The 19,675-nt window shown below is 40.1% G+C and carries 16 protein-coding genes; 5 read left to right on the forward strand and 11 right to left on the reverse strand.

Annotated elements, in window-relative coordinates; translation table 11 throughout:
• Positions 1-4: 4 nt before the first annotated feature.
• Positions 5-283 carry a GNAT family N-acetyltransferase gene (locus tag GR160_RS05215; protein ID WP_160748761.1) on the forward strand — a complete coding sequence of 93 codons (279 nt, stop codon included), beginning with the start codon at positions 5-7 and terminating at the stop codon, positions 281-283.
• Between the two features lie 59 nt (positions 284-342).
• Entirely contained in the window at positions 343-1,146 is an 804-nt protein-coding gene (locus GR160_RS05220; protein WP_160748762.1) for an alpha/beta hydrolase, read from the forward strand.
• Between the two features lie 104 nt (positions 1,147-1,250).
• On the opposite strand, the gene GR160_RS05225 is transcribed toward GR160_RS05220, so the two are convergent.
• The 3 genes from GR160_RS05225 to GR160_RS05235 form a co-directional block, all read right to left on the reverse strand.
• Positions 1,251-2,297 carry an NAD(P)-dependent alcohol dehydrogenase gene (locus tag GR160_RS05225; RefSeq protein ID WP_160748763.1) on the reverse strand — a complete coding sequence of 349 codons (1,047 nt, stop codon included), beginning with the start codon at positions 2,295-2,297 and terminating at the stop codon, positions 1,251-1,253.
• 87 nt (positions 2,298-2,384) lie between these two features.
• On the reverse strand, positions 2,385-3,092 hold the full coding sequence (locus GR160_RS05230) for a LytTR family DNA-binding domain-containing protein (protein WP_160748764.1): 708 nt from the start codon (positions 3,090-3,092) through the stop codon (positions 2,385-2,387).
• Positions 3,089-4,117, reverse strand: coding sequence for a sensor histidine kinase (locus GR160_RS05235; protein ID WP_160748765.1), 1,029 nt, complete (start codon positions 4,115-4,117; stop codon positions 3,089-3,091). The genes GR160_RS05230 and GR160_RS05235 overlap by 4 nt, the downstream gene beginning before the upstream one ends.
• Before the next feature lie 199 nt (positions 4,118-4,316).
• Between GR160_RS05235 and GR160_RS05240 the strand changes: the two genes are divergently transcribed.
• The 3 genes from GR160_RS05240 to GR160_RS05250 are packed head-to-tail and all read left to right on the forward strand — an operon-like array spanning position 4,317 to position 10,010.
• A complete protein-coding gene (locus GR160_RS05240; protein ID WP_237421165.1) occupies positions 4,317-5,681 on the forward strand; it encodes a TolC family protein in 1,365 nt (454 codons plus the stop codon).
• Positions 5,682-5,695: 14 nt separating this feature from the next.
• Complete coding sequence (locus tag GR160_RS05245; protein WP_160748767.1) at positions 5,696-8,929, forward strand: efflux RND transporter permease subunit; 3,234 nt, start codon at positions 5,696-5,698, stop codon at positions 8,927-8,929.
• 1 nt (position 8,930) lies between these two features.
• Positions 8,931-10,010, forward strand: coding sequence for an efflux RND transporter periplasmic adaptor subunit (locus tag GR160_RS05250; RefSeq protein WP_160748768.1), 1,080 nt, complete (start codon positions 8,931-8,933; stop codon positions 10,008-10,010).
• 173 nt (positions 10,011-10,183) lie between these two features.
• Here the strand turns inward: GR160_RS05250 and GR160_RS05255 are convergent, their stop codons facing one another.
• From GR160_RS05255 to GR160_RS05290, 8 genes are all read right to left on the reverse strand, one after another.
• On the reverse strand, positions 10,184-13,084 hold the full coding sequence (locus tag GR160_RS05255) for a glycoside hydrolase family 3 N-terminal domain-containing protein (RefSeq protein WP_160748769.1): 2,901 nt from the start codon (positions 13,082-13,084) through the stop codon (positions 10,184-10,186).
• 85 nt (positions 13,085-13,169) lie between these two features.
• On the reverse strand, positions 13,170-13,652 hold the full coding sequence (locus tag GR160_RS05260; RefSeq protein ID WP_160748770.1) for an ABC transporter ATPase: 483 nt from the start codon (positions 13,650-13,652) through the stop codon (positions 13,170-13,172).
• Positions 13,653-13,663: 11 nt separating this feature from the next.
• Positions 13,664-14,455, reverse strand: a complete 792-nt coding sequence (locus GR160_RS05265; RefSeq protein ID WP_160748771.1) for a (Fe-S)-binding protein — start codon at positions 14,453-14,455, stop codon at positions 13,664-13,666.
• A gap of 9 nt (positions 14,456-14,464) precedes the next feature.
• Positions 14,465-14,917: a phosphoheptose isomerase gene (locus tag GR160_RS05270; protein WP_160748772.1), complete on the reverse strand. Its 453-nt coding sequence runs from the start codon at positions 14,915-14,917 to the stop codon at positions 14,465-14,467.
• A 31-nt stretch (positions 14,918-14,948) separates the two neighbouring features.
• The gene (locus GR160_RS05275; RefSeq protein ID WP_160748773.1) at positions 14,949-16,283 is read right to left on the reverse strand and encodes a (Fe-S)-binding protein; all 1,335 of its coding nucleotides are present in this window, start codon (positions 16,281-16,283) and stop codon (positions 14,949-14,951) included.
• 31 nt (positions 16,284-16,314) lie between these two features.
• A complete protein-coding gene (locus tag GR160_RS05280) occupies positions 16,315-17,295 on the reverse strand; it encodes an MlaD family protein (RefSeq protein WP_160748774.1) in 981 nt (326 codons plus the stop codon).
• Positions 17,296-17,350: 55 nt separating this feature from the next.
• Positions 17,351-18,445, reverse strand: a complete 1,095-nt coding sequence (locus GR160_RS05285) for an N-acetylmuramoyl-L-alanine amidase (RefSeq protein WP_160748775.1) — start codon at positions 18,443-18,445, stop codon at positions 17,351-17,353.
• Positions 18,446-18,467: 22 nt separating this feature from the next.
• Positions 18,468-19,613 (reverse strand): N-acetylmuramoyl-L-alanine amidase, encoded by a 1,146-nt coding sequence (locus GR160_RS05290; RefSeq protein ID WP_160748776.1) that lies wholly within the window; start codon positions 19,611-19,613, stop codon positions 18,468-18,470.
• Positions 19,614-19,675 lie beyond the last annotated feature (62 nt).

Consider the following 19,675-nt stretch of genomic DNA (forward strand, 5'->3'; position numbering starts at 1 on the left):
TTACATGGAGATACTTCATCATGACGATGGTAAAAAAGGCCATTTTAAAGCCATAGAAGGCGATAAAGAAGCCGGTATAATGACCTATACTTATGCTACACCGGGCATTTTTACTATAGAGCATACTATTGGCAACCCTGAGTTTAAAGGCGTGGGTCTTAAGCTACTGGACAGGGCTGTTGCTTTTGCTCGCGAAAAAAACTTAAAAATTATTCCTCAGTGCCCTTTTGCGCATAAAATGTTTGAGAGAAAACCAGAAATTCATGACGTACTTGCTTCCTAAAATCGACTACAGGGAAAAATTGCGTTAACAACCTAAAAATTACAATCCCCCCAGGATTTATGTATTTATCTAAAACAATTGTATTTATTACAGGGGCTTTTGTGTCCCATACATGCTGGGATGCATGGCAAAATTATTATAAAACCAAGGGCTATACATGCATTGCACCGCCATGGCCTTTTAAGAATGAAAATACTCAGGAACTAAGAAATAAAAGACCAAACGATACTGACCTTGCCGGGCTAAGGCTTAGGAAAATTATAGAACATTATGAAACTATAATAGCTTCGTTGCCTGAAAAGCCTATTGTTATTGGCCATTCTTTAGGCGGATTGATAGCTCAGATACTTGTAAACAAAAACCTTATATGCGCGGGCATTGCTATACACTCTGCACCTCCTAAAGGTATTTTTTCGTTTGAGTGGCCTATTTTAAAATTGATCTGGAAACCGTTGGGCTACTTTACATCGACAAAAAAGACATACATGATGAGCCTTAGCCATTGGAAAAAGGCCTTTGCAAATGGTATTGATGTAAATGAACAAATAATATCATACGAAAAGTATGCTGTGCCGGAATCTAAACTGGCCGTAAGGGACTCGTTGGGTAATGTTTCTAAAATAGACTTTTTTAAATTACATCCTCCCCTGCTCTTTATAACAGGCAGCGAAGATAACTTAACACCAAATTCTCTTAATTATGAGAATTATATTAAGTACAACAAAGACAATGCTATAACTGACTATAAGGAGTTTAAAGGTAAAACTCACTTTTCAATAGCTCTTCCGGGGTGGCAGGACGAAGCAGACTATATATTATCCTGGTTGGAAATATTAGAGCACAAAATAGAAATTTCTAAATAAGCAATAAAATAAAAGGACAGTTTCGGTAAAATGAAACTGTCCTTGTTTTTGGCGTTAGACAATACTAACTTCAATTATCTACCTGCTATCTTTAGTCTGATGTTCTATTTCATAGAAGCCATATCGATAACAAAACGATATTTAACATCGCTTTTCTCCATACGGTCATAAGCTTCGTTAATATATTTCATATCGATTACTTCAACATCAGAAGCTATATTGTGTTCAGCACAATAATCCAGCATCTCCTGAGTCTCAGCAATACCGCCTATCAGGCTGCCAATAATGCTCCTTCGTTTGCGAATTAAAGTCATAGCCGGTGCAGCCGAAGGTATTGGAGGAATACCCAACAACACCATTGTACCATTTTTTCTAAGCAGGTTTAGGTAAGTGGCATATTCGTGTTGTGCAGATATTGTATTGATTATAAAATCAAAACTGTTCTGTAAAGAAGCCATTACGCTTTCGTCAGATATCAATGCAAAATTATGTGCACCAAGCTTACGGGCATCTGCCTCTTTAGAGGGCGATGTACTGAGCATAGTTACTTCTGCACCAAAAGATGCTGCAAATTTTACTGCCATATGCCCTAAACCGCCAAGGCCCAAAACGGCTACTTTATGACCTTTGCCTACTTTAAGGTATTTTAATGGCGAATAGGTAGTTATACCTGCACATAGCAGTGGTGCCACTCCGGCAAGATCTAAGGTATCTGATACATGCAGGGCATATTTTTCGTCTACAGTAATACTGGTAGAATATCCGCCATAGGTAGGTATTTTTGTTCCACGCTCAAAACTATTGTAGGTACCAGTCATACCCTGTTCGCAATACTGCTCCTCGCCTTCTTTACAACTCTGGCATTCACGGCAAGAGTCTACAAAACAACCAATACCTGCCAGTTCACCCACTTTAAAAGCAGTTACTTCACTGCCAACAGCTATAACCCTTCCCACAATTTCGTGTCCGGGCACTACAGGATAATTCGCCTTACCCCACTCGCTGCGCGCTGTATGGATATCACTATGGCACACACCACTAAACAAAATATCAATATGTATGTGATGTGGGCCAAGGTCGCGTCTTTCAAAATCAAAAGGCTTTAACGGTGTTTCAGCATCATACGCCGCATACGCTTTAACTTCGATCATGTTTTTATGTTTTAGTTTATTGTTTTTTATTCTCAGCCTTTCACTTAAAGCCTATTATCTTGTATCTCAATTCTATTTTCTCAGAATCTATTTCTTAAGTTTCTCCGACAATTCACGTCTGTACGTAATACCGATCGGTATAAAATTATCTTTTATAAGCACATAATCTTTATTTACTTCCTCAACCTTATCAAGTGCAATAATGTATGATTTATGTGCCCTCATAAACATAGAAGATGGTAACTGCTTTTCAAGATCGTTTGTGGTGGTGGTTGCCAGATAGGTGCGTTTTTGTGTAAAAATTTTTACGTAGTTGCCATAGCTTTGTGCATACAATATGTTGGTTAGCTGTATGTCAATGGTATCACTATCAACCTTAAGGCTTATAGTGTTTGCTATCGGTTCTTCGGCCTCCGTTGGTAATGCCGATGAAAACTCAAAAAAGCGGTCTATTGCCTTAACAAAGCGCGGATAATATATAGGTTTAAGCAAATAATCCAGCACGCCATAATCATAACTTTCCAGGGCATATTCGCTATAGGCAGTAGTAAGGATGGTACGTGGTGGTTTAGCCAGTTTTTTAAGCATTTCTATGCCTGTAATTTCGGGCATATCAATATCCAGGAACATCAGGTCAACAACATTATCTTCAAGATATTCCAGTGCTTCTACCCCATTATATGCTTCATGCACAAGCTCCAGTGCAGGACTTTGTTTAATGTAATTGGCAAGTACATAATGAGCCGCAGGCTCGTCGTCTACGATCATACATTTTATGGTAGCTGCCTGTGTCATATCCTTTTTAAGCGTAGTTCTAAATTTACAGTAAATATGTTGTCTTCGATAATTTCAAGATTGTAATTACTACCATATTGCAGCTTTAACCTCTCCATAGTATTTCGAATACCAATCTTTGTAGAAACCACTTCGTTTTTCTTTTCGGGAATAGAATTCTTTACCACCAAATTAAGTTTACCATCTGTTACTGAAATGTCAATATCCACAAAACACTTTTCTATAGAACACGTGCCGTGTTTAAAAGCATTTTCTATAAAGCATATAAGCAGCATAGGTGGAATTTTATATGCCCTCTCATCATCAACCTCACTGTTAAAACTAATGTTACAGCGGTAACCTACCCTTTCTTTTTCGAGTTCAACATAACTGCTCACAAAACTTATCTCATCTCCCAGCGGTACGCATTGCCTTTCATTACTCTCTAACTGGTAGCGTATTAGCTGCGAAACATGCATGATAAGCTCCGGTGTTCTTTCCGGATATTGCAGGCTTATGCCGTAGAGTGTATTAAACGTATTAAATAAAAAGTGAGGGTTTAACTGTTCTCTCAACGAATTTAACTGTGCTTGGTTGTAAAGCAATTTTTCGCTGTCAAGATTTTTACGGTCGCGATAAAATTTAAAAATAAGGGTTACCGATATTATACAAATAAGGGTTGCCACAAGGGTTGCCGCCTGAAAAACATAGCTTTGCTGCTCTGACGATTTATAAAGGAAACAGTTTTTATATATCCACAGGTTGGCCACCTGATACATAACTACTGAATATACCGCCACCAATGCCGAACTTGCCAATATATACATTAAAGGCTTGTGCTTTTTTATAAGTATGGGCAGCAGTAAATAACGGTTAAGCTGGGCATGCCCATATAAAAGCAAAAAATAGGCACAGCCACTCCAAATGCCTTTCCAGGATTTTATAAGTATCCAGTCGTTAAGGGTAAACAAAATAAACGAGAACGCAAGTATAAGCAACTCCTGCCACCATTTATTTTCTAAAATATGTTTAATCTTCCTGTCCATTATATCAATATACAATACAAAGTAACTACTAAATTATTGATTTTATAAAAAATGCGTGACCAATTGCATTCGTCATATAAATGCAACGGATGAATGTAATTCGTCACTTAAACATATGTTTAAAATAAATCTGTGCTTAAATTTGCTCTATCAAATTACCATTACTTTAATACTTATTTACATGCACTTTAAAAACTTAATGTTGCTGTTACTTTTGTATTCGCTGCATGGCTCCGGCCAGGCTCTATCACTCAAAGAGGCAGTAAATACAGGTGTGGCAAATTACGGGCTGGTGGTTGCAAAAAACAAATATGCACAGGCCGCCAACGAAACCGTAAAACAAACCAAACGCGATTACCTTCCTAACTTAAATCTTTCTGCGCAACAGGATTACGGAACCGTAAACGGTCAAAACGGTCCACTTTACGGCCTTGGTGGCCTTGGCGTCGCCTCATCGGGGCTTCCGCTGCCCGAACAAAACTGGAACGCTGCCTTTGGTGCCCTGTATCTTGTAAACTTCAATTGGGACTTTTTTACTTTCGGGCGCATGAAGCAACGCATCAGTGTTGCTAAAGCCGATGCAACCCGTCAGCAAAAAGACTATGAGCAGGAACTTTTTCAACATAAAGTACGCATATCATCTGCCTATCTTAATCTTTTGGCGAGCCAGAGATTATTAAGATCGCAGCAAAAAAACCTTGAGCGTACAGAGGTGGTGCTAAAAAATGCCGCCGTGCGTGTAACAAACGGACTCTTACCCGGTGTAGACAGCACGTTAGCATCAGCCGAAGTATCGAGAGCTAAAATAGCATTGAACCAGCTAAAAGAACAGGTAAAACTTCAAAATAATGAACTCGTGCGCCTCATGGGCGTTGCCCCTGTAGATTTTACTGCCGACACTACCCTTGTGGCACGTGTACCAAAGGCAATGGTTACTAATGAAACACCTAATGACTCCTTAAACCCTATAAGGCAGTTTTATCAAAGCCGTATTAACTTTAGTAATCAACAGGTTAAACTTTTTAAGCGCGAATACTGGCCTACGCTAAGCCTGTTTGGTGTGTTCCAGACAAGAGCATCCGGCTTTAATGCAGATTATGCACAAAACCAAAACTCATATACTCAAAACTATTTTGACGGCATAGAGCCTACACGCCAAAACTATCTTATGGGTGTGGGTATGGTGTGGAACCTTACATCTATAGCACGTTCGTCTAAAAAAGTGAGTGCCCAAAAACTTATTACCGAAGGTTTTCAGGAAGAATATAAGGCTGTAGACCTTCAGCTTAAGGCTAACGATGATGCTGCCAATGTGCGTATGGATTATGCCCTGCAAAACTATAAGGAAGCTCCAAAACAGGTGCGAGCCGCTCAGCAGGCCTATCTGCAGCGCAGCACACTTTACAACAATGGACTTACCAATCTTGTAGACGTTACACAGGCTCTGTACACCCTTAACCGCGCCGAAACCGACCGCGATGTGGTGTACACCAATGTATGGCAGGCACTGCTTATGAAAGCTGCTGCAACGGGCGACTTTAACCTTTTTATCAACGAATTTTAATTATTGATTAAATAATGAATTTAATACGTTTTGCACTCCGCAAGCCTATTTCGATATTGGTACTGGTAGCAGGGCTTTTCTTTTTCGGTATAAGCGCGGTTAAGACCATTAAGGTAGACATCCTGCCTAAAATGAACCTGCCGGTAATATACCTTGCCCACCCGTTTACGGGCTACACGCCAGACCAAATGGAAAGCTACTTTGCCAAAAACTACATTAATATAATGTTGTTTGCCAATGGCGTTAAAAGTATAGAAACAAAAAACATACAGGGACTTACCTTAATGAAGGTTAGTTATTATGAAGGTACGAACATGGCACAGGCTGCTGCCGAGCTTAGTGCCCTGTCTAACCGTATACAGGCTGCCTTCCCTCCGGGCTCTCAGCCACCGTTCATCATCCGTTTTGATGCTTCGTCGCTGCCTGTAGGGCAATTGGTACTGAGCAGTAAAACCCGCAGCAATAATGAGCTTCAGGATTTAGCCAATGTTTATGTAAGGGCCTCGTTTACCTCCATTCCCGGATTATTGTCTCCTCCTCCGTTTGGTGGTAGCCCGCGTACAATAGAAATTAATGTAGATCCGGCACAGCTTACTTCGCATAACCTTACGCCTGATCAAATAGTGGAAGCCATAAGGCTAAACAACCAAACAGCTCCATCGGGTAACGTGCGTGTGGGCGATAAGACTTTTATTACCCCAACCAATAATACCATTAAAGATCTTAAAGAGTTTAAAGATATTCCGTTATTTAAAGGTGGAGTTCAAAACCTGTCATTGGGAGATATTGCCACCGTAAAAGACGGTGCTGATATTGCCACCGGATATGCGCTTGTAAACGGAAAACGATCGGTATATGTTAGTATTGCCAAGGCAGGCGATGCTTCTACCTGGGAGGTGGTAAACAACCTTAAAAATAACCTATCAAAAATACAAAGCACCCTGCCGGAAGACGTTACCATATCGTATGAGTTCGACCAGTCAGTATATGTAATTAACTCGGTTAAAAGCCTTATAACAGAGGGTATTATTGGTGCGGCATTAACCGGGCTTATGGTACTCTTATTTTTGGGCGACAGGCGTGCTGCACTTATCGTAATCCTTACCATACCCATATCAATTATATCGGGTGTATTGTTCCTAAAACTGTTTGGGCAAACCATCAACCTTATGTCATTGAGCGGTTTGGCACTTGCCATTGGTATCCTTGTAGACGAGAGTACCGTTACTATAGAAAATATACACCAGCACCTCGATATGGGCAAGCCCAAGGCTCTCGCCATTTGGGATGCCTGTAAAGAAATAGCATTACCTAAATTGCTGATACTACTATGTATTCTTGCCGTATTTGCTCCGGCATTTACAATGGCAGGCATACCCGGATCGCTGTTCCTTCCGTTAGCATTGGCTATAGGTTTCTCAATGATCATCTCATTCCTGTTGTCTCAAACCTTTGTACCTGTAATGGCCAACTGGCTCATGAAAGAACACAAACACGAAGACCAGTTTGGCGTTGCACACGGGCATGATGCACTTACAAAAGCTGCTTTTGCTAATAAATCTGACTTTAACAGCGATGGTAAACTAAGCCCTTTTGAAAAATTCAGGGTGCGCTTTATGAAATTGATAGACCGATTGTTGCCAAAACGCAGATTTATAGGTCTTGCATATCTTATTATTGTTTCCGCACTTGCCGTTACACTTATAAACTTTATAGGTCAGGATGTTTTCCCGAGGGTAAATTCAAGCCAGTTTCAATTGCGAATGCGCCTGCCCGATGGTACCCGTTTTGAGCGTACCGAAATTAAAGCTCTTACTGTACTTAAAGAATTAGAGAAAATGGTAGGTAAAGAGCACATTGGCATATCATCTGTCTATGTAGGTACCCACCCGGGATTATTTTCTGTATCACCAATATATCTATTTATGGCCGGACCTCACGAGGCCGTATTCCAAATATCATTAAAAGATGTACATACCGATATGGACACTTTTAAAGACGATCTGAGAAAGCGCGTTGCCAAAGTAGAACCGGGTGTTAAATTATCATTTGAACCGATAGAATTAACCGACAAGGTTTTAAGCCAGGGCTCTCCTACTCCAATAGAAGTGCGCTTTGCAGGTAAGAATAAAAAGATAAATGAACAGTATGCTGATAAAGTAATAGAAAAACTTAAGGCCATACCTTACTTTAGGGATGTACAATTGGCACAGCCTGTAAAATATCCGGCACTTGATATTACCATAGACAGGGTAAGGGCTGCACAACTTGGCGTAGATATGAATGATATTTCGCGTTCACTTATTGCTGCAACATCATCATCACGATTTACAGAAAAAAACACCTGGATCGATGAAAAAATAGGACTTTCTTATAACGTACAGGTACAGGTTCCGTTAGATAAAATGCAAACCGAGCAGGACATTGCCAACATACCGCTGTTAAAAAACGCAACAAGACCTGTACTGGGCGATGTTGCTACCATAACCCACTCTTACACTCACGGAGAAAACGACAACCTGGGTGCTATGCCTTATGTTTCGGTAACGGCAAACATAGACCATACAGATTTAGGAACAGCATCTAAAGATGTACAGGCAACTATAGCATCGCTTGGCGAGCTGCCGCGCGGCCTGTTTGTAGAACCTATTGGCCTTAGTAAAGTGCTTAGCGAAACTATGGATAGCCTGCAATCGGGGCTACTTGTAGCCGTAGTGGTAATATTCCTGATGCTTTCGGCAAACTTCCAGTCGTTCAGGGTATCGCTTGTAATATTAACCACCGTGCCTGCCGTGGTGCTTGGTGCACTGCTTATGCTGCTGCTTACGGGCTCTACGCTAAACCTGCAAAGTTATATGGGTATCATCATGTCAGTCGGGGTATCTATTGCCAATGCTGTACTGCTTGTTACCAATGCCGAGCAGCTAAGGCGCGAAAACGGCGATGCGCTGCTTTCTGCCCGTGAGGCAGCGTCGATAAGGCTTAGACCAATTATTATGACATCTGTTGCCATGATAGCCGGTATGTTGCCAATGGCTATTGGCCATGGCGAAAGCGGCGAACAGGTCTCGCCACTGGGCAGGGCAGTAATAGGCGGCCTACTGTTTTCTACTTTTGCCGTTCTTGTTATATTGCCGGTTATATTTGCATGGGCGCAAAACAAAGCCACAACCCAGTCGGTTTCGCTTGACCCTGAAGATAAAGAGAGTAAGTATTACACACCAACATCACCAACACTAAACCACTAAAATGAAAAACTATATAATCCCGTCAATAATCGCTTTAAGCCTTTTAAGCAGCTGCGGTAAAAAAGAAGAAGCTCCTAAGCCTGAAGCAGAACCTGTGATAGAAACCATAGACCTTCATAAGGAAAAACTGTCATCTGAAATACGCCTTCCGGCAGAGTTACAGGGTTTTCGCCAAACAGATATTTATGCCAAAGTAAGCAGCTTTGTAAAAGAACTTAAAGTAGATATAGGTACTCAGGTTAAAGTCGGACAGCTACTTATAGTGCTTGAAGCACCTGAGATAAGCTCACAGCTTGCTGCTGCCGAATCGAGGCTGCGTTCTCAGGAAGCTGTATATACAGCCAGTAATGCAACCTACAACCGTATATTGGAAACCAGTAAGGTAGAAGGTACCATATCTAAAAACGATTTGGATATTGCCCTGTCACGCAAAAGCAGTGATTATGCACAACTACAGGCCGCCAAAGCAGCGTATAAAGAGATACAAACAATGCTGGGTTACCTGCAAATACGTGCTCCGTTTGACGGAGTAGTATCTGCCCGTAATGTAAATACAGGAGCTTATGTAGGGCCTGCCGGAAAAGGATCTGACCTGCCATTGTTTACCATACAGGATCAGAAAAAACTTCGTCTTGCTGTATCAGTTCCTGAAATGTACACAGGTTATTTAAAGAATGGCGACGAAATAAGTTTTTCTGTTCGCTCGTTGCCTAACCAAACATTTAAAGCTAAAATAACACGTATGAGCGGGGCTCTTGATTTGAGACTGCGTTCAGAACGTGTAGAAATGGATGTAAATAATACTACTTCAAGACTATTGCCGGGCATGGTTGCCGAAGTAAACCTTGCATTACATTCTGTAGACAGCACTTTTGTAGTGCCTAAAACCGCTGTGGTAAACACCAGCGAAAAATCGTATGTTATAACAGTAAAAGATAATAAAGCAAAAAGCGTAGGAATCAAAAAAGGCCGTGAAAGCGGTGATAACTTAGAGATTTTTAGTGATAGCCTTTCTGTAAACGATAAACTTGTAAAAGCCGCCTCAGAAGAATTAAGGGACGGGACGGCTATTAAAAATTAATTTTTTGTTTCATCATACTTTGTTTGGTTTTGAAGGCCCTGTTGAGTTCGCATTCCGGGGCCTTCTGCTTTTTTAAAATTAAATAACAAACTTAGTATCTACCATAAAAAAGCTCCGTTTAGATATTTATCAAATCTAAACGGAGCTTTAAATTTACCGTAAACAATAAGTAATTATTTTATAATAGCCTCTTCTATTACCTTTTGTATATCTTCCCTTATGTTTTCTTTTGAGAGTCTGTTCTCCCCTGCTTCCGGATACGTTCTGTTTGAAAGAAACACATAAACAATTTCCGTCTCAGGATCGGCCCAGGCCATGGTTCCCGTAAAACCAGTATGCCCAAAACTTGATTTAGAAACACATCCACAGGTAGGTCCGGCTTTATCAATCTGAGGCTTATCAAAACCTAATCCCCTACGGTTACCGTCTTTACAATGGTAGCAGGTATTAAAAGTGTCGAATGTTTTAGCCGAAAAATATTGCTTGCCACCATAACTACCCTTTTGCAAATACATTTGCATTATCTTGGCTACATCCATACTGTTACTAAACAACCCTGCATGTCCGGCTACACCATCCATCATGGCCGCACCCATATCGTGTACATAGCCCTGAATGGTTTGATATCTAAAATAATTATCAACCTCGGTTGGTGGAATAATACTCATATCAAATTTACGCAACGGATTGTAAGTAGTCATGTTAGCCCCCAAAGGTTTATAAAAGTTGTTATCACTAAGCACATCAATTGCTTTGCCTGTTTCAACTTCCAAAAACTCTTTAAGCAGTATAAAGTTAAAGTCGCTGTACTTATACTCTTTTTTGGACAGTAACTTACTGTCGGCAATTTTTTGAATAATTATTCCCGGATAATCCTCTCTTAAAAATAAATTATCTGTTACCTGATGTGGAAACTCTGCACTGTAAGCCTTACGATAATATAATGTGTCCGGCTTTTTTAGGCTGTCCAAGGTCTCCTGATAAAAAGGTTGCCATGCCTGAAAACGTGACTGATGCAGCAACATATCTCTAAGCGTTATATCCTTTTTATCAGTATGCTTAAATAATGGGATCATCTCCCCCAAATTTTCATCAAGCTTAATACGTCCTTTATCATATTGCTGCATTACGTTAGGCAACGTAGCCAGTATTTTTGTTAGCGATGCCACATCATATATATCGCTGTCTTTTACTTTAACATCATTAGTATAAGTATGGTAACCATAAGATTTTTGGTAAATTACCTTACCCTTTCGGGCTACCAAAACCTGCAATCCGGGTGTCATTTTCTGGTCTATTGCTTTCTGCGCAATTTTATCTATTTGCTTAAGTTCAACCGAACTCATACCCACATTCTCGGGAGTTGTAAAGCCAAGCCTATTGGTTGATTTAGTGTGCAAGCCATCGTTAACCTTAAATGCTGTTCCTATAGAAACAGGAAGCTTACCTTTAGAGCCTAATGCCCCAAAAACAATCTCAGCTGCCACTGTTTGAGCTATTTCGTTATTTTGATAAGCTAAAATAAGGCCTTCAATATTTTTAAAATTCTTAATTGCACTCAGTGCATATGGTTTACAAAACGCTGTAAGTATTACCTTTTTATTTTTTGCAATGGTGTCTAACCAAGTAAGTTCCTTAGCAGAAAAATCATGTTTTTTCCAGGCTCCGTCTGCTTTGTGGTAACCTATAATAACAGTACTATATTCTTTAAGTGCAGCCGTCATGTTTGCCAGTGTATCCTGTTTAACCTCGGTTACATCAGCATATTTTTGTAACATTCTTACATAACCGGATCCATCATCGTCGCCCATTTTTACATATGCTATTTTTTCATTTTCCAACTCCATTACAGGCAATATCTCTTTCTCATTTTTAAGAACGGTCTCTGCCTGTTCATAAAGCTGATAGTTAAGATCATCATACTCATGCCCATTAAGATCGGCATAAAGATTTTTAAGGTCTATAGCTGTATATTTATTTAACCCAATGCGATACTTATGGGCAAGTATCTTTTTAACCGAAATAGCCAGTCTTTCCTCTGTAAGTACATTATTAGAATAAGCCTGACGGAATTTCTCTATAGCCAACGGAACATTCTCGGCAAACAGCAGCACATCATTGCCAGCTAAAAATGCTTCAAGATCAATATCTCCCGGCTGCATGTAGCCACTTGCACCTTTCATGTTCAATGCATCAGTAAAAATAAGACCGTTAAAACCCATTTGCTGCTGAACCAATCGCGTGACCACATTATAAGATAATGATGTTGGCAGACTTGGTGTTGGTTCTAGTGCCGGAACATTAAGGTGTGCCACCATGATGCTTGCCATATCTTCTTTAAACAGCTTTTGATATGGATATAACTCAATATCATTTAACCTTTTAAGGTCGTATGGCAGGAATGGCAGCGCAAGGTGCGAATCAGTACCAACATCGCCATGCCCCGGAAAGTGTTTACCAGTAGCATAGATGCCACCATTCTGTATGCCTTTCATCAAAGCAGAAGCCCTGTTGGTTACATTATTTTTTTCTTCGCCAAAAGAACGGTTACCAATAATAGGGTTCAGAGGATTAATATTGATATCGACTACAGGCGCAAAATTGAAATGTATTCCCATACGCTGTGCCTGCTTAGCCATTTGTCCACCCATCTTTTCGAGCAATGTCATATCCTGAACTGCCCCAAGCGTCATATTCCATGGATAACGGTATGTAGAGTCTAATCTCATACTCAACCCCCACTCTGCATCGATACCCACAAACAGCGGAAGTTTGGATTTCTTCTGATAGCGGTTGGTTAACCTTGCCTGACGCACGGGACCACCCTGAAAGAAAATAACACCTCCAATTTTGTAATCGGTGATTAGCTTATCGATGCCTTTTACGTGCGATGAATCTTTGTTGGAATAAGCAGCCACCATAAACAACTGGCCTACTTTTTCTTCAAAAGTAAACTGGTTATAGATGCTGTCCGTCCAGCGTTGCTCCTGTACAGATTTGTAACCTGAATAGGTTTTAACCTGTGCCGAAGCTGCCTGTAGTGCGAGTATAAATAGTAGGGCAAAAAACCTCATTAATGCTGTATGTTTTTAAATAATAAATCATCATTACAGTTTTTATAATGATGATTTTTAAATTTTATTATGTTGGTTTAACTCTTTAAAAGAACCTGCTGTGCCAGCTTTCGCCTGCAGGTACTTCCCAAAAATCCTGCCACTCGCCTACTGTATTCACCAAATTATTGAAAACAATAGTATTAGCCGATACCGACTTATCTTTTGCAAGTTTTTTAAATTCTATCAACGGTTTGTGTGTAATAAACTCACCCTGCTTAAAGGTAACATTCATTTTATCAAGCAGTTCAACATTATATTTTTGTTCTAACTGCTGTATAAAATGTACCGACGCATCTATAGAGCAACCGGTTGCATGCTGCCCTTCCTGATTTACAGCCAGTATAATAAACCTGTTATATTTTATCAGGAAAGAAGCCTCTAACCCTGTGCCGTGTGCAGCCCAGCCTTCAACAAAGTTTTTAACTTCCTCTTCTAATGCGGCAACCTCTTCATCAGAAAATTTCCTGTTGCTCTGGTAAATCCATATTCTCGCCTCTTCAGGCATTGTATCAAACGGAACGTACATAATTTCTTTTCTTATAAATCCTTAGCATTGGCAATTAGTTCTGCCACATCCATCACTTTAATATCATGTTCCCTATTCTTTGCTTTTACACCATCCGTTAGCATAGTGTTGCAAAAAGGGCATCCGGCAGCTATAATCTCAGGTTGTGTTTCAAGAGCATCTTCTGTCCTCTCAACATTCACATCCTTATTGCCCGGTTCAGGTTCTTTAAACATTTGCGCGCCTCCGGCACCACAGCATAAGCCATTTAGCTTAGAACGCTTCATCTCTACCAGTTCGGCATCAAGCTTTTCCATAAGGTCACGCGGAGCCTCATAAATATTGTTAGCCCTGCCTAAATAGCACGGATCGTGAAAAGTAATTTTCTTACCTTTAAACTGTCCTCCCTGTATGGTTAGCCTGCCATCATCCAGCAGCGATTTTAAAAACTGGGTATGGTGTACTACTTCATAAGTGCCGCCAAGACCCGGATATTCATTTTTAATAGTATTGAAACAATGCGGACAGGCGGTTACTATCTTTTTTACCTCATAGGCATTAAGTACCTCTATGTTTGCCATAGCCTGCATTTGAAATAAAAACTCATTACCTGCCCTCTTGGCAGGATCGCCTGTACAGCTTTCTTCCGTTCCTAAAACAGCAAAAGATACACCTGCACTGTGTAAAAGCTTTACAAATGCCTTAGTGATCTTTTTGGCTCTGTCATCAAAACTACCCGAACAGCCCACCCAAAATAAAACTTCCGGCTGTTGCCCAGTAGCCATCATATCGGCCATTGTAGGTACGGTCAAATTTTCCTGCATAATTAACAATTAAAGTTCGTCGTGCTTGCCGTCGTCAAAAACCTGTATGGTAACGGCCTTTTCTATAAGATCGGTAAATTTACCCCTGTATCGGGTAGCTTTTACCAGGTGATTATCTATCCAGTGGTAGTTACCTCCACGTGGTTTGCCCATAAGCATGCCATGATATTTAAAGCCATGCTCTTTAAGCCACGTTTCAGTAATTTCCCTGTGTGCTTCGGTGCGCGATGTAAAGAAGAAAATAATATGTCCTTCATCATACCATTTGTTTAATGTAACAAGCGCATCAGGATATACGGCAGCCGTAACCATCCTCTCAGGCTCCTCATTAGGTATATCATCGCAAATGGTGCCGTCTATATCTATCAGGTAATTTTTAATACCCTCTGGTAAAATAGGGCTTAAATGCTCTCCGTTCTCTGTAATCTGCTGAAGATTCTTTTCAATATCCTCTTGTTTCATTATTGTGCCTGTTAATTTTATTGTGTGTGTTTTAATTGAGTTCGTCTTTCCAGTTAAGCCTGTCCATCTGGCTGTACTGCCATGGTGCACCATTGTTCTCTATATTGGTCATCATGCCGTTTAACTCTGTAGGAGCAGCACTTTGCTCCATAACCAAATAACGCCTCATGTCCATAATAATAGATAAAGGGTCTATATTTACCGGGCAGGCTTCTACACAACCATTGCAGGTAGTGCACGCCCAAAGCTCTTCAGGTGTAATATAATCGTTCAGTAATGACTTTCCATCATCAACAAATGTGCCTTTATTTTTGTCGATGTTGCGACCAACTTCTTCCAGCCTGTCACGAGTGTCCATCATTATCTTTCTTGGCGAAAGCTTTTTACCTGTAAGATTTGCAGGACACGAAGATGTACAGCGTCCACATTCAGTACACGTATAGGCATTAAGCAACTGTACCCAATTGAGATCCTGAACATCGCTGGCACCAAATTTTGCAGGTAATTCGCCTTCTGCAGGTGCAGGCTGTGCGGCAAACGGATCGGCATTGGGATCCATCATTAACTTAACCTCGGCTGTAACCGAGTCAAGATTCTCAAATTTGCCTTTCGGATCAAGTCTTGCAAAATAAGTGTTAGGGAATGCTAAAAGTATATGCAGGTGTTTAGAAAAATACAGGTAGTTCATAAAAGCCAATATACCTGTAATGTGCAGCCACCAGGCAGCTCTTTCTATTATAATGGCAGTACTTTCGCTCATACCGTTAAACAACGGAGAAATAAACCCTGAAATTGGGAATGCCCCGGCCTGGATATAATGATGAGAACCCAATCCCTGCAGGTAATGGTCGGCAGCATTCATGGTGAGAAACAACAGCATTAATACCGTTTCAAAATACAGGATTATGTTAGCATCGTTTTTAGGCCAGCCTTTAAGATCGCCATGGGCAAAACGCCATAGCTTTATAATATTACGACGAATCCAGAATACTGTTACCGATACAATAACGCCAAAGGCAAGTATTTCAAAAAAGCCTATCAGGAAACTGTAAAACCCACCAAGAAATGAAAATATCCTGTGGGTTCCAAATATACCATCGATGATGATTTCTAAAAGCTCAATATTAATGATCACAAAGCCAACATACACAACAATGTGCAGTATTCCAGACACAGGGCGACGCACCATTTTTCGTTGTCCCAGGGCTATGAGCGCCATATTTTTCCAGCGCTCGCCCGAATTGTCAAAACGGTTTACATCTCTGCCCAGTTTTATATTGCGCACAAGTTTTTTTACGTTCATGGCAAAATAGCCAAAACCGGCAGTGAGCAATAGTATAAAAAGAATGTTATCTATGTAACTCATATATAGTAAAGGCTTTAGACCTTAAAAACTGTTATTCAGTTTTGGTTCCCTCCTCTTTAGTATCGTCTTCTTTAGGAGCTGTATAAGGCTGTTGTTTTTTTCCGAATACCGAAATACTCACATATCGTTTAGGGTTCAGCTTAAGGTCTTCTATAAGTTCTTTTAATTGCTTAGAAGCTTCATTAAGGTTTTTATACATAGCCTCGTCTTTAAGAAGCTTACCCAATGTTCCTTTACCACCCTGTACATCGTTAACAATCTTATCTACATTAGCCAATGTGTATTCAAGCTTTTTAACCGCTTCGCCAAGGTTAGCTGCCTCAAGCGAATCTGATATCTTGGCAAAATTACCGCTCATGCGGTTAAGATTGCTAAAAGTAACATCAATATTTTTTTTGTTACCCGAAATCGCTCCGTTTAAAGACTGCGCAGCAGCATCAAACTGTTTCATGGTCTTGCTAAGATCTGCAATGGCAGCCTGTAGGTTTTGTTGAGTGCGCTTGTCAAACACATTATTTATGTTATGTAAAAGACTGTCGGCAGTAACCACAGTAGCTTCAACCTTTGTTTGCAACGGAGAAAGCTTCTCTCCTACTACTGATAACATCCCTGGCTTTAAGCCGCTTAACAAATAAGCACCATCTTCGGCCGGTGTAGTATTTTTAGTATCGGGAATAAGAGCAACCTGTTTGCCTGAAAGGCCAAAACCCGGCTCATATAAAGTTGCATGGCTGGTTGTAGAAATAGGAAAATCAGTACTTACCTGTAATTCTACGATAAGATCTCCTTTTACAAGATCTTTAAATGTTATAGAGTTTACTTTGCCTATAACAAGCCCGTTTAGGGTAACGGGAGCCGAAGGCGAAAGCCCCTCAACATCATTATAAACAACATAATAGGTTGTATAAGAATTAAAAAGATCTCTGCCCTTTAAAAAGCTATAACCCCAAATAAATAATAATATGGCTACCAGTATCAGTACAGCCGTCTTTGCTTCTCTTGTAATTTTCAAAACAGGTTTATTTTTTTAACAAATGTAGGATAAAATAATTATTAATATGTGAATATTATTTTAAAGCTTCTTTAACCGTAATTTTTTTTCCGCCCTTAAAAGCAACAATAAATGCCGACTTATATCCTTTGGCTTTTGCTTTATCTAAGAGCTTTTCAGCAGTTTCATATTCGGCGGTCTTACCATAATAATACTGTATCAGCTTACCGTTCTTTTCTTTCGATATTAACTTCAAACCTTTAAAGTTTGAGGATTTTGTTGCTATGTTATTAGAACTTGCTGCAATCTGTATTTTAAACACAACATCTTTTGCAACGGTTTTCTTAACTTTAGCATCAGTGCCTTTTGTAACCGAAGCAGCAGTTTTATCTGCGTCACCTGTATGCGTATAGTATTGCTTTTTATAGCTAATTACCGCTTTTGCAATGGTGTTTGCCAGCTCCTGCTGCCCTGCTGCCGAATTTAAATATTTACCTTCTTTGGCATTAGATACAAACCCGAGCTCTATAAGCACGCCCGGCATTGCTGTAGCATCGAGCACCCACAACGGTGTTTGTTTCACACCCCTGCTGTATCTTTTTAACCCTTTAGAAAAACCATCCTGGATTTTTGCAGCCAGCGTAATGCTTTGCTTTAAATATTGCTCCTGCGCAAGTGTGATGCCTATACCTGTTTCCTGAGAGTTAGGATCAAAACCTTTGTATTTTAGCTTATAATCTTTTTCGAGGGTAATAACACTGTTCTCTTTACGTGCAACCTCCATATTTACTTTGCTTCGGGTAAGTCCCATTACAAACGTTTCTGTGCCTTGTGGCTCTCTGTTATTAACCCCATTGCAGTGTATAGAAATAAAAAGGTCGGCATCGGCACGGTTGGCAATGTTAGCACGCTCTCTAAGCTCAACAAACACATCTGTCTTACGGGTATAGATAACTTTAAAGCCCGGTTCGTTTTCGAGTATCTTACCTAACTTCAAAGCTGTGTTTAAAACGATCTTTTTTTCGGCATAACTATTATGCTTTGTGCCTGAGTCGTGACCTCCATGCCCTGCATCAATAACCACCTTAAACTTTTTGCCCTGCGCAAATCCTGCACCGGCAAAAAATAAAAAGAAAAAAAGAACTATTTTAAAACTAAAATTACCTCTCATAAAATATTACCCCAACATGGGTTTAATTTTTACTTAAAGCCTCCTGTACAGTTATTTTTTTTCCGTCTCTAAACGCCACAACAAAAGCCGATGTAAAACCTTTGGCTTTTGCCTGCTCTAAAAGCTCTTTAGCCTCGCTGTATTGTGATGTAGCTCCGTAAAAATATTTTATAACCGATGTAGAAGCATCCTTAGTAATATTATTCAACCCTTTAAAGTTAGCCGGAGTTGTATCTAAAGACCTGCCACTTGCAGATATCTGTACTTTAAAAACAACACCTTCGTTAGAAGCAGTTGCTGCTGCAACAGGAGTTTCAACAGGCTGTTTTACCTCTACAGGTTGCTGACGCGGGGTTACAGCCGCAGCAACAGGCTCTTTCGTATCGTTAGAGCCGCCTCCTGCAAAGAATTCCTTTTTATAAGACAAGATAGCTTTAGCTATCATTTTAGCCATATCGTCCTGACCTTCGTCAGTATTCAGGAAAGCTCCTTCCTGCTGGTATGACAGGAATCCAAGTTCTATAAGAATGCTTGGCATTGCAGTTTTGTGCAACACCCAAAACGGGGCATATTTAACGCCCCTGTTCTTTCTTTTAAGCCCGTTTGTAAACCCATCCTGAACTTTGCTCGCAAGGTCTATACTTTGGTTTATGTTAGCCTCCTGTTGTATGCCTATTCCAATAATAGTTTCAGGAGAGTTTACATCAAACCCGGCATATTTAACCTTATAGTCTTTTTCAAGGGTAATAACACTGTTCTCTGCCCTAGCCACCTCAAGGTTACTGGCATTTTTTGTAGGACCCATTATAAAGGTCTCCGTTCCAAAAGCTGCTTTTTTAGCTTCGCCATTACAGTGTATCGACACAAAAACATCTGCATCATTTTTATTGGCTATATTAGGTCTTTCTGTAAGCTCTATAAAAACATCGGTCTTGCGGGTAAAAATTACCTGCACATTATCATCCTGTTCCAAAAGCTTGCCAACTTTCAGGGCAACATTAAGGGCAATGTTCTTTTCAACAAAGCCATGATATATTGCTCCAAAGTCTTTTCCGCCATGTCCGGGGTCTAATACCACCTTGAATTTTGCGTTATCCTGCCCAAAAGTTGTAGTGCAGAACATAATAAAAAGTAAAAAAAACAGTTTTGATTTCGTGTTCTCCTTCATTATAAATCAGTTAATATGCTGCTTATGTTATAATTACATTTAGTGGTTAGTTTGCCAAAAAT

It is taken from the genome of Flavobacterium sp. Sd200 (assembly GCF_009826935.1).
In the GTDB taxonomy this organism is placed as follows: Bacteria; Bacteroidota; Bacteroidia; order Flavobacteriales; family Flavobacteriaceae; genus Flavobacterium.

What these genes read in the sequence shown, in the direction of transcription:
- GR160_RS05235 (WP_160748765.1), bottom strand. Translation starts at nt 4,117, where the DNA reads ATGGACAGGAAGATTAAACATATTTTAGAAAATAAATGGTGGCAGGAG.
- GR160_RS05220 (WP_160748762.1), top strand. Translation starts at nt 343, where the DNA reads ATGTATTTATCTAAAACAATTGTATTTATTACAGGGGCTTTTGTGTCC.
- GR160_RS05250 (WP_160748768.1), top strand. Translation starts at nt 8,931, where the DNA reads ATGAAAAACTATATAATCCCGTCAATAATCGCTTTAAGCCTTTTAAGC.
- GR160_RS05265 (WP_160748771.1), bottom strand. Translation starts at nt 14,455, where the DNA reads ATGCAGGAAAATTTGACCGTACCTACAATGGCCGATATGATGGCTACT.
- GR160_RS05230 (WP_160748764.1), bottom strand. Translation starts at nt 3,092, where the DNA reads ATGACACAGGCAGCTACCATAAAATGTATGATCGTAGACGACGAGCCT.
- GR160_RS05215 (WP_160748761.1), top strand. Translation starts at nt 5, where the DNA reads ATGGAGATACTTCATCATGACGATGGTAAAAAAGGCCATTTTAAAGCC.
- GR160_RS05285 (WP_160748775.1), bottom strand. Translation starts at nt 18,445, where the DNA reads ATGAGAGGTAATTTTAGTTTTAAAATAGTTCTTTTTTTCTTTTTATTT.
- GR160_RS05260 (WP_160748770.1), bottom strand. Translation starts at nt 13,652, where the DNA reads ATGTACGTTCCGTTTGATACAATGCCTGAAGAGGCGAGAATATGGATT.
- GR160_RS05240 (WP_237421165.1), top strand. Translation starts at nt 4,317, where the DNA reads ATGTTGCTGTTACTTTTGTATTCGCTGCATGGCTCCGGCCAGGCTCTA.
- GR160_RS05255 (WP_160748769.1), bottom strand. Translation starts at nt 13,084, where the DNA reads ATGAGGTTTTTTGCCCTACTATTTATACTCGCACTACAGGCAGCTTCG.
- GR160_RS05225 (WP_160748763.1), bottom strand. Translation starts at nt 2,297, where the DNA reads ATGATCGAAGTTAAAGCGTATGCGGCGTATGATGCTGAAACACCGTTA.
- GR160_RS05275 (WP_160748773.1), bottom strand. Translation starts at nt 16,283, where the DNA reads ATGAGTTACATAGATAACATTCTTTTTATACTATTGCTCACTGCCGGT.
- GR160_RS05245 (WP_160748767.1), top strand. Translation starts at nt 5,696, where the DNA reads ATGAATTTAATACGTTTTGCACTCCGCAAGCCTATTTCGATATTGGTA.
- GR160_RS05290 (WP_160748776.1), bottom strand. Translation starts at nt 19,613, where the DNA reads ATGAAGGAGAACACGAAATCAAAACTGTTTTTTTTACTTTTTATTATG.
- GR160_RS05270 (WP_160748772.1), bottom strand. Translation starts at nt 14,917, where the DNA reads ATGAAACAAGAGGATATTGAAAAGAATCTTCAGCAGATTACAGAGAAC.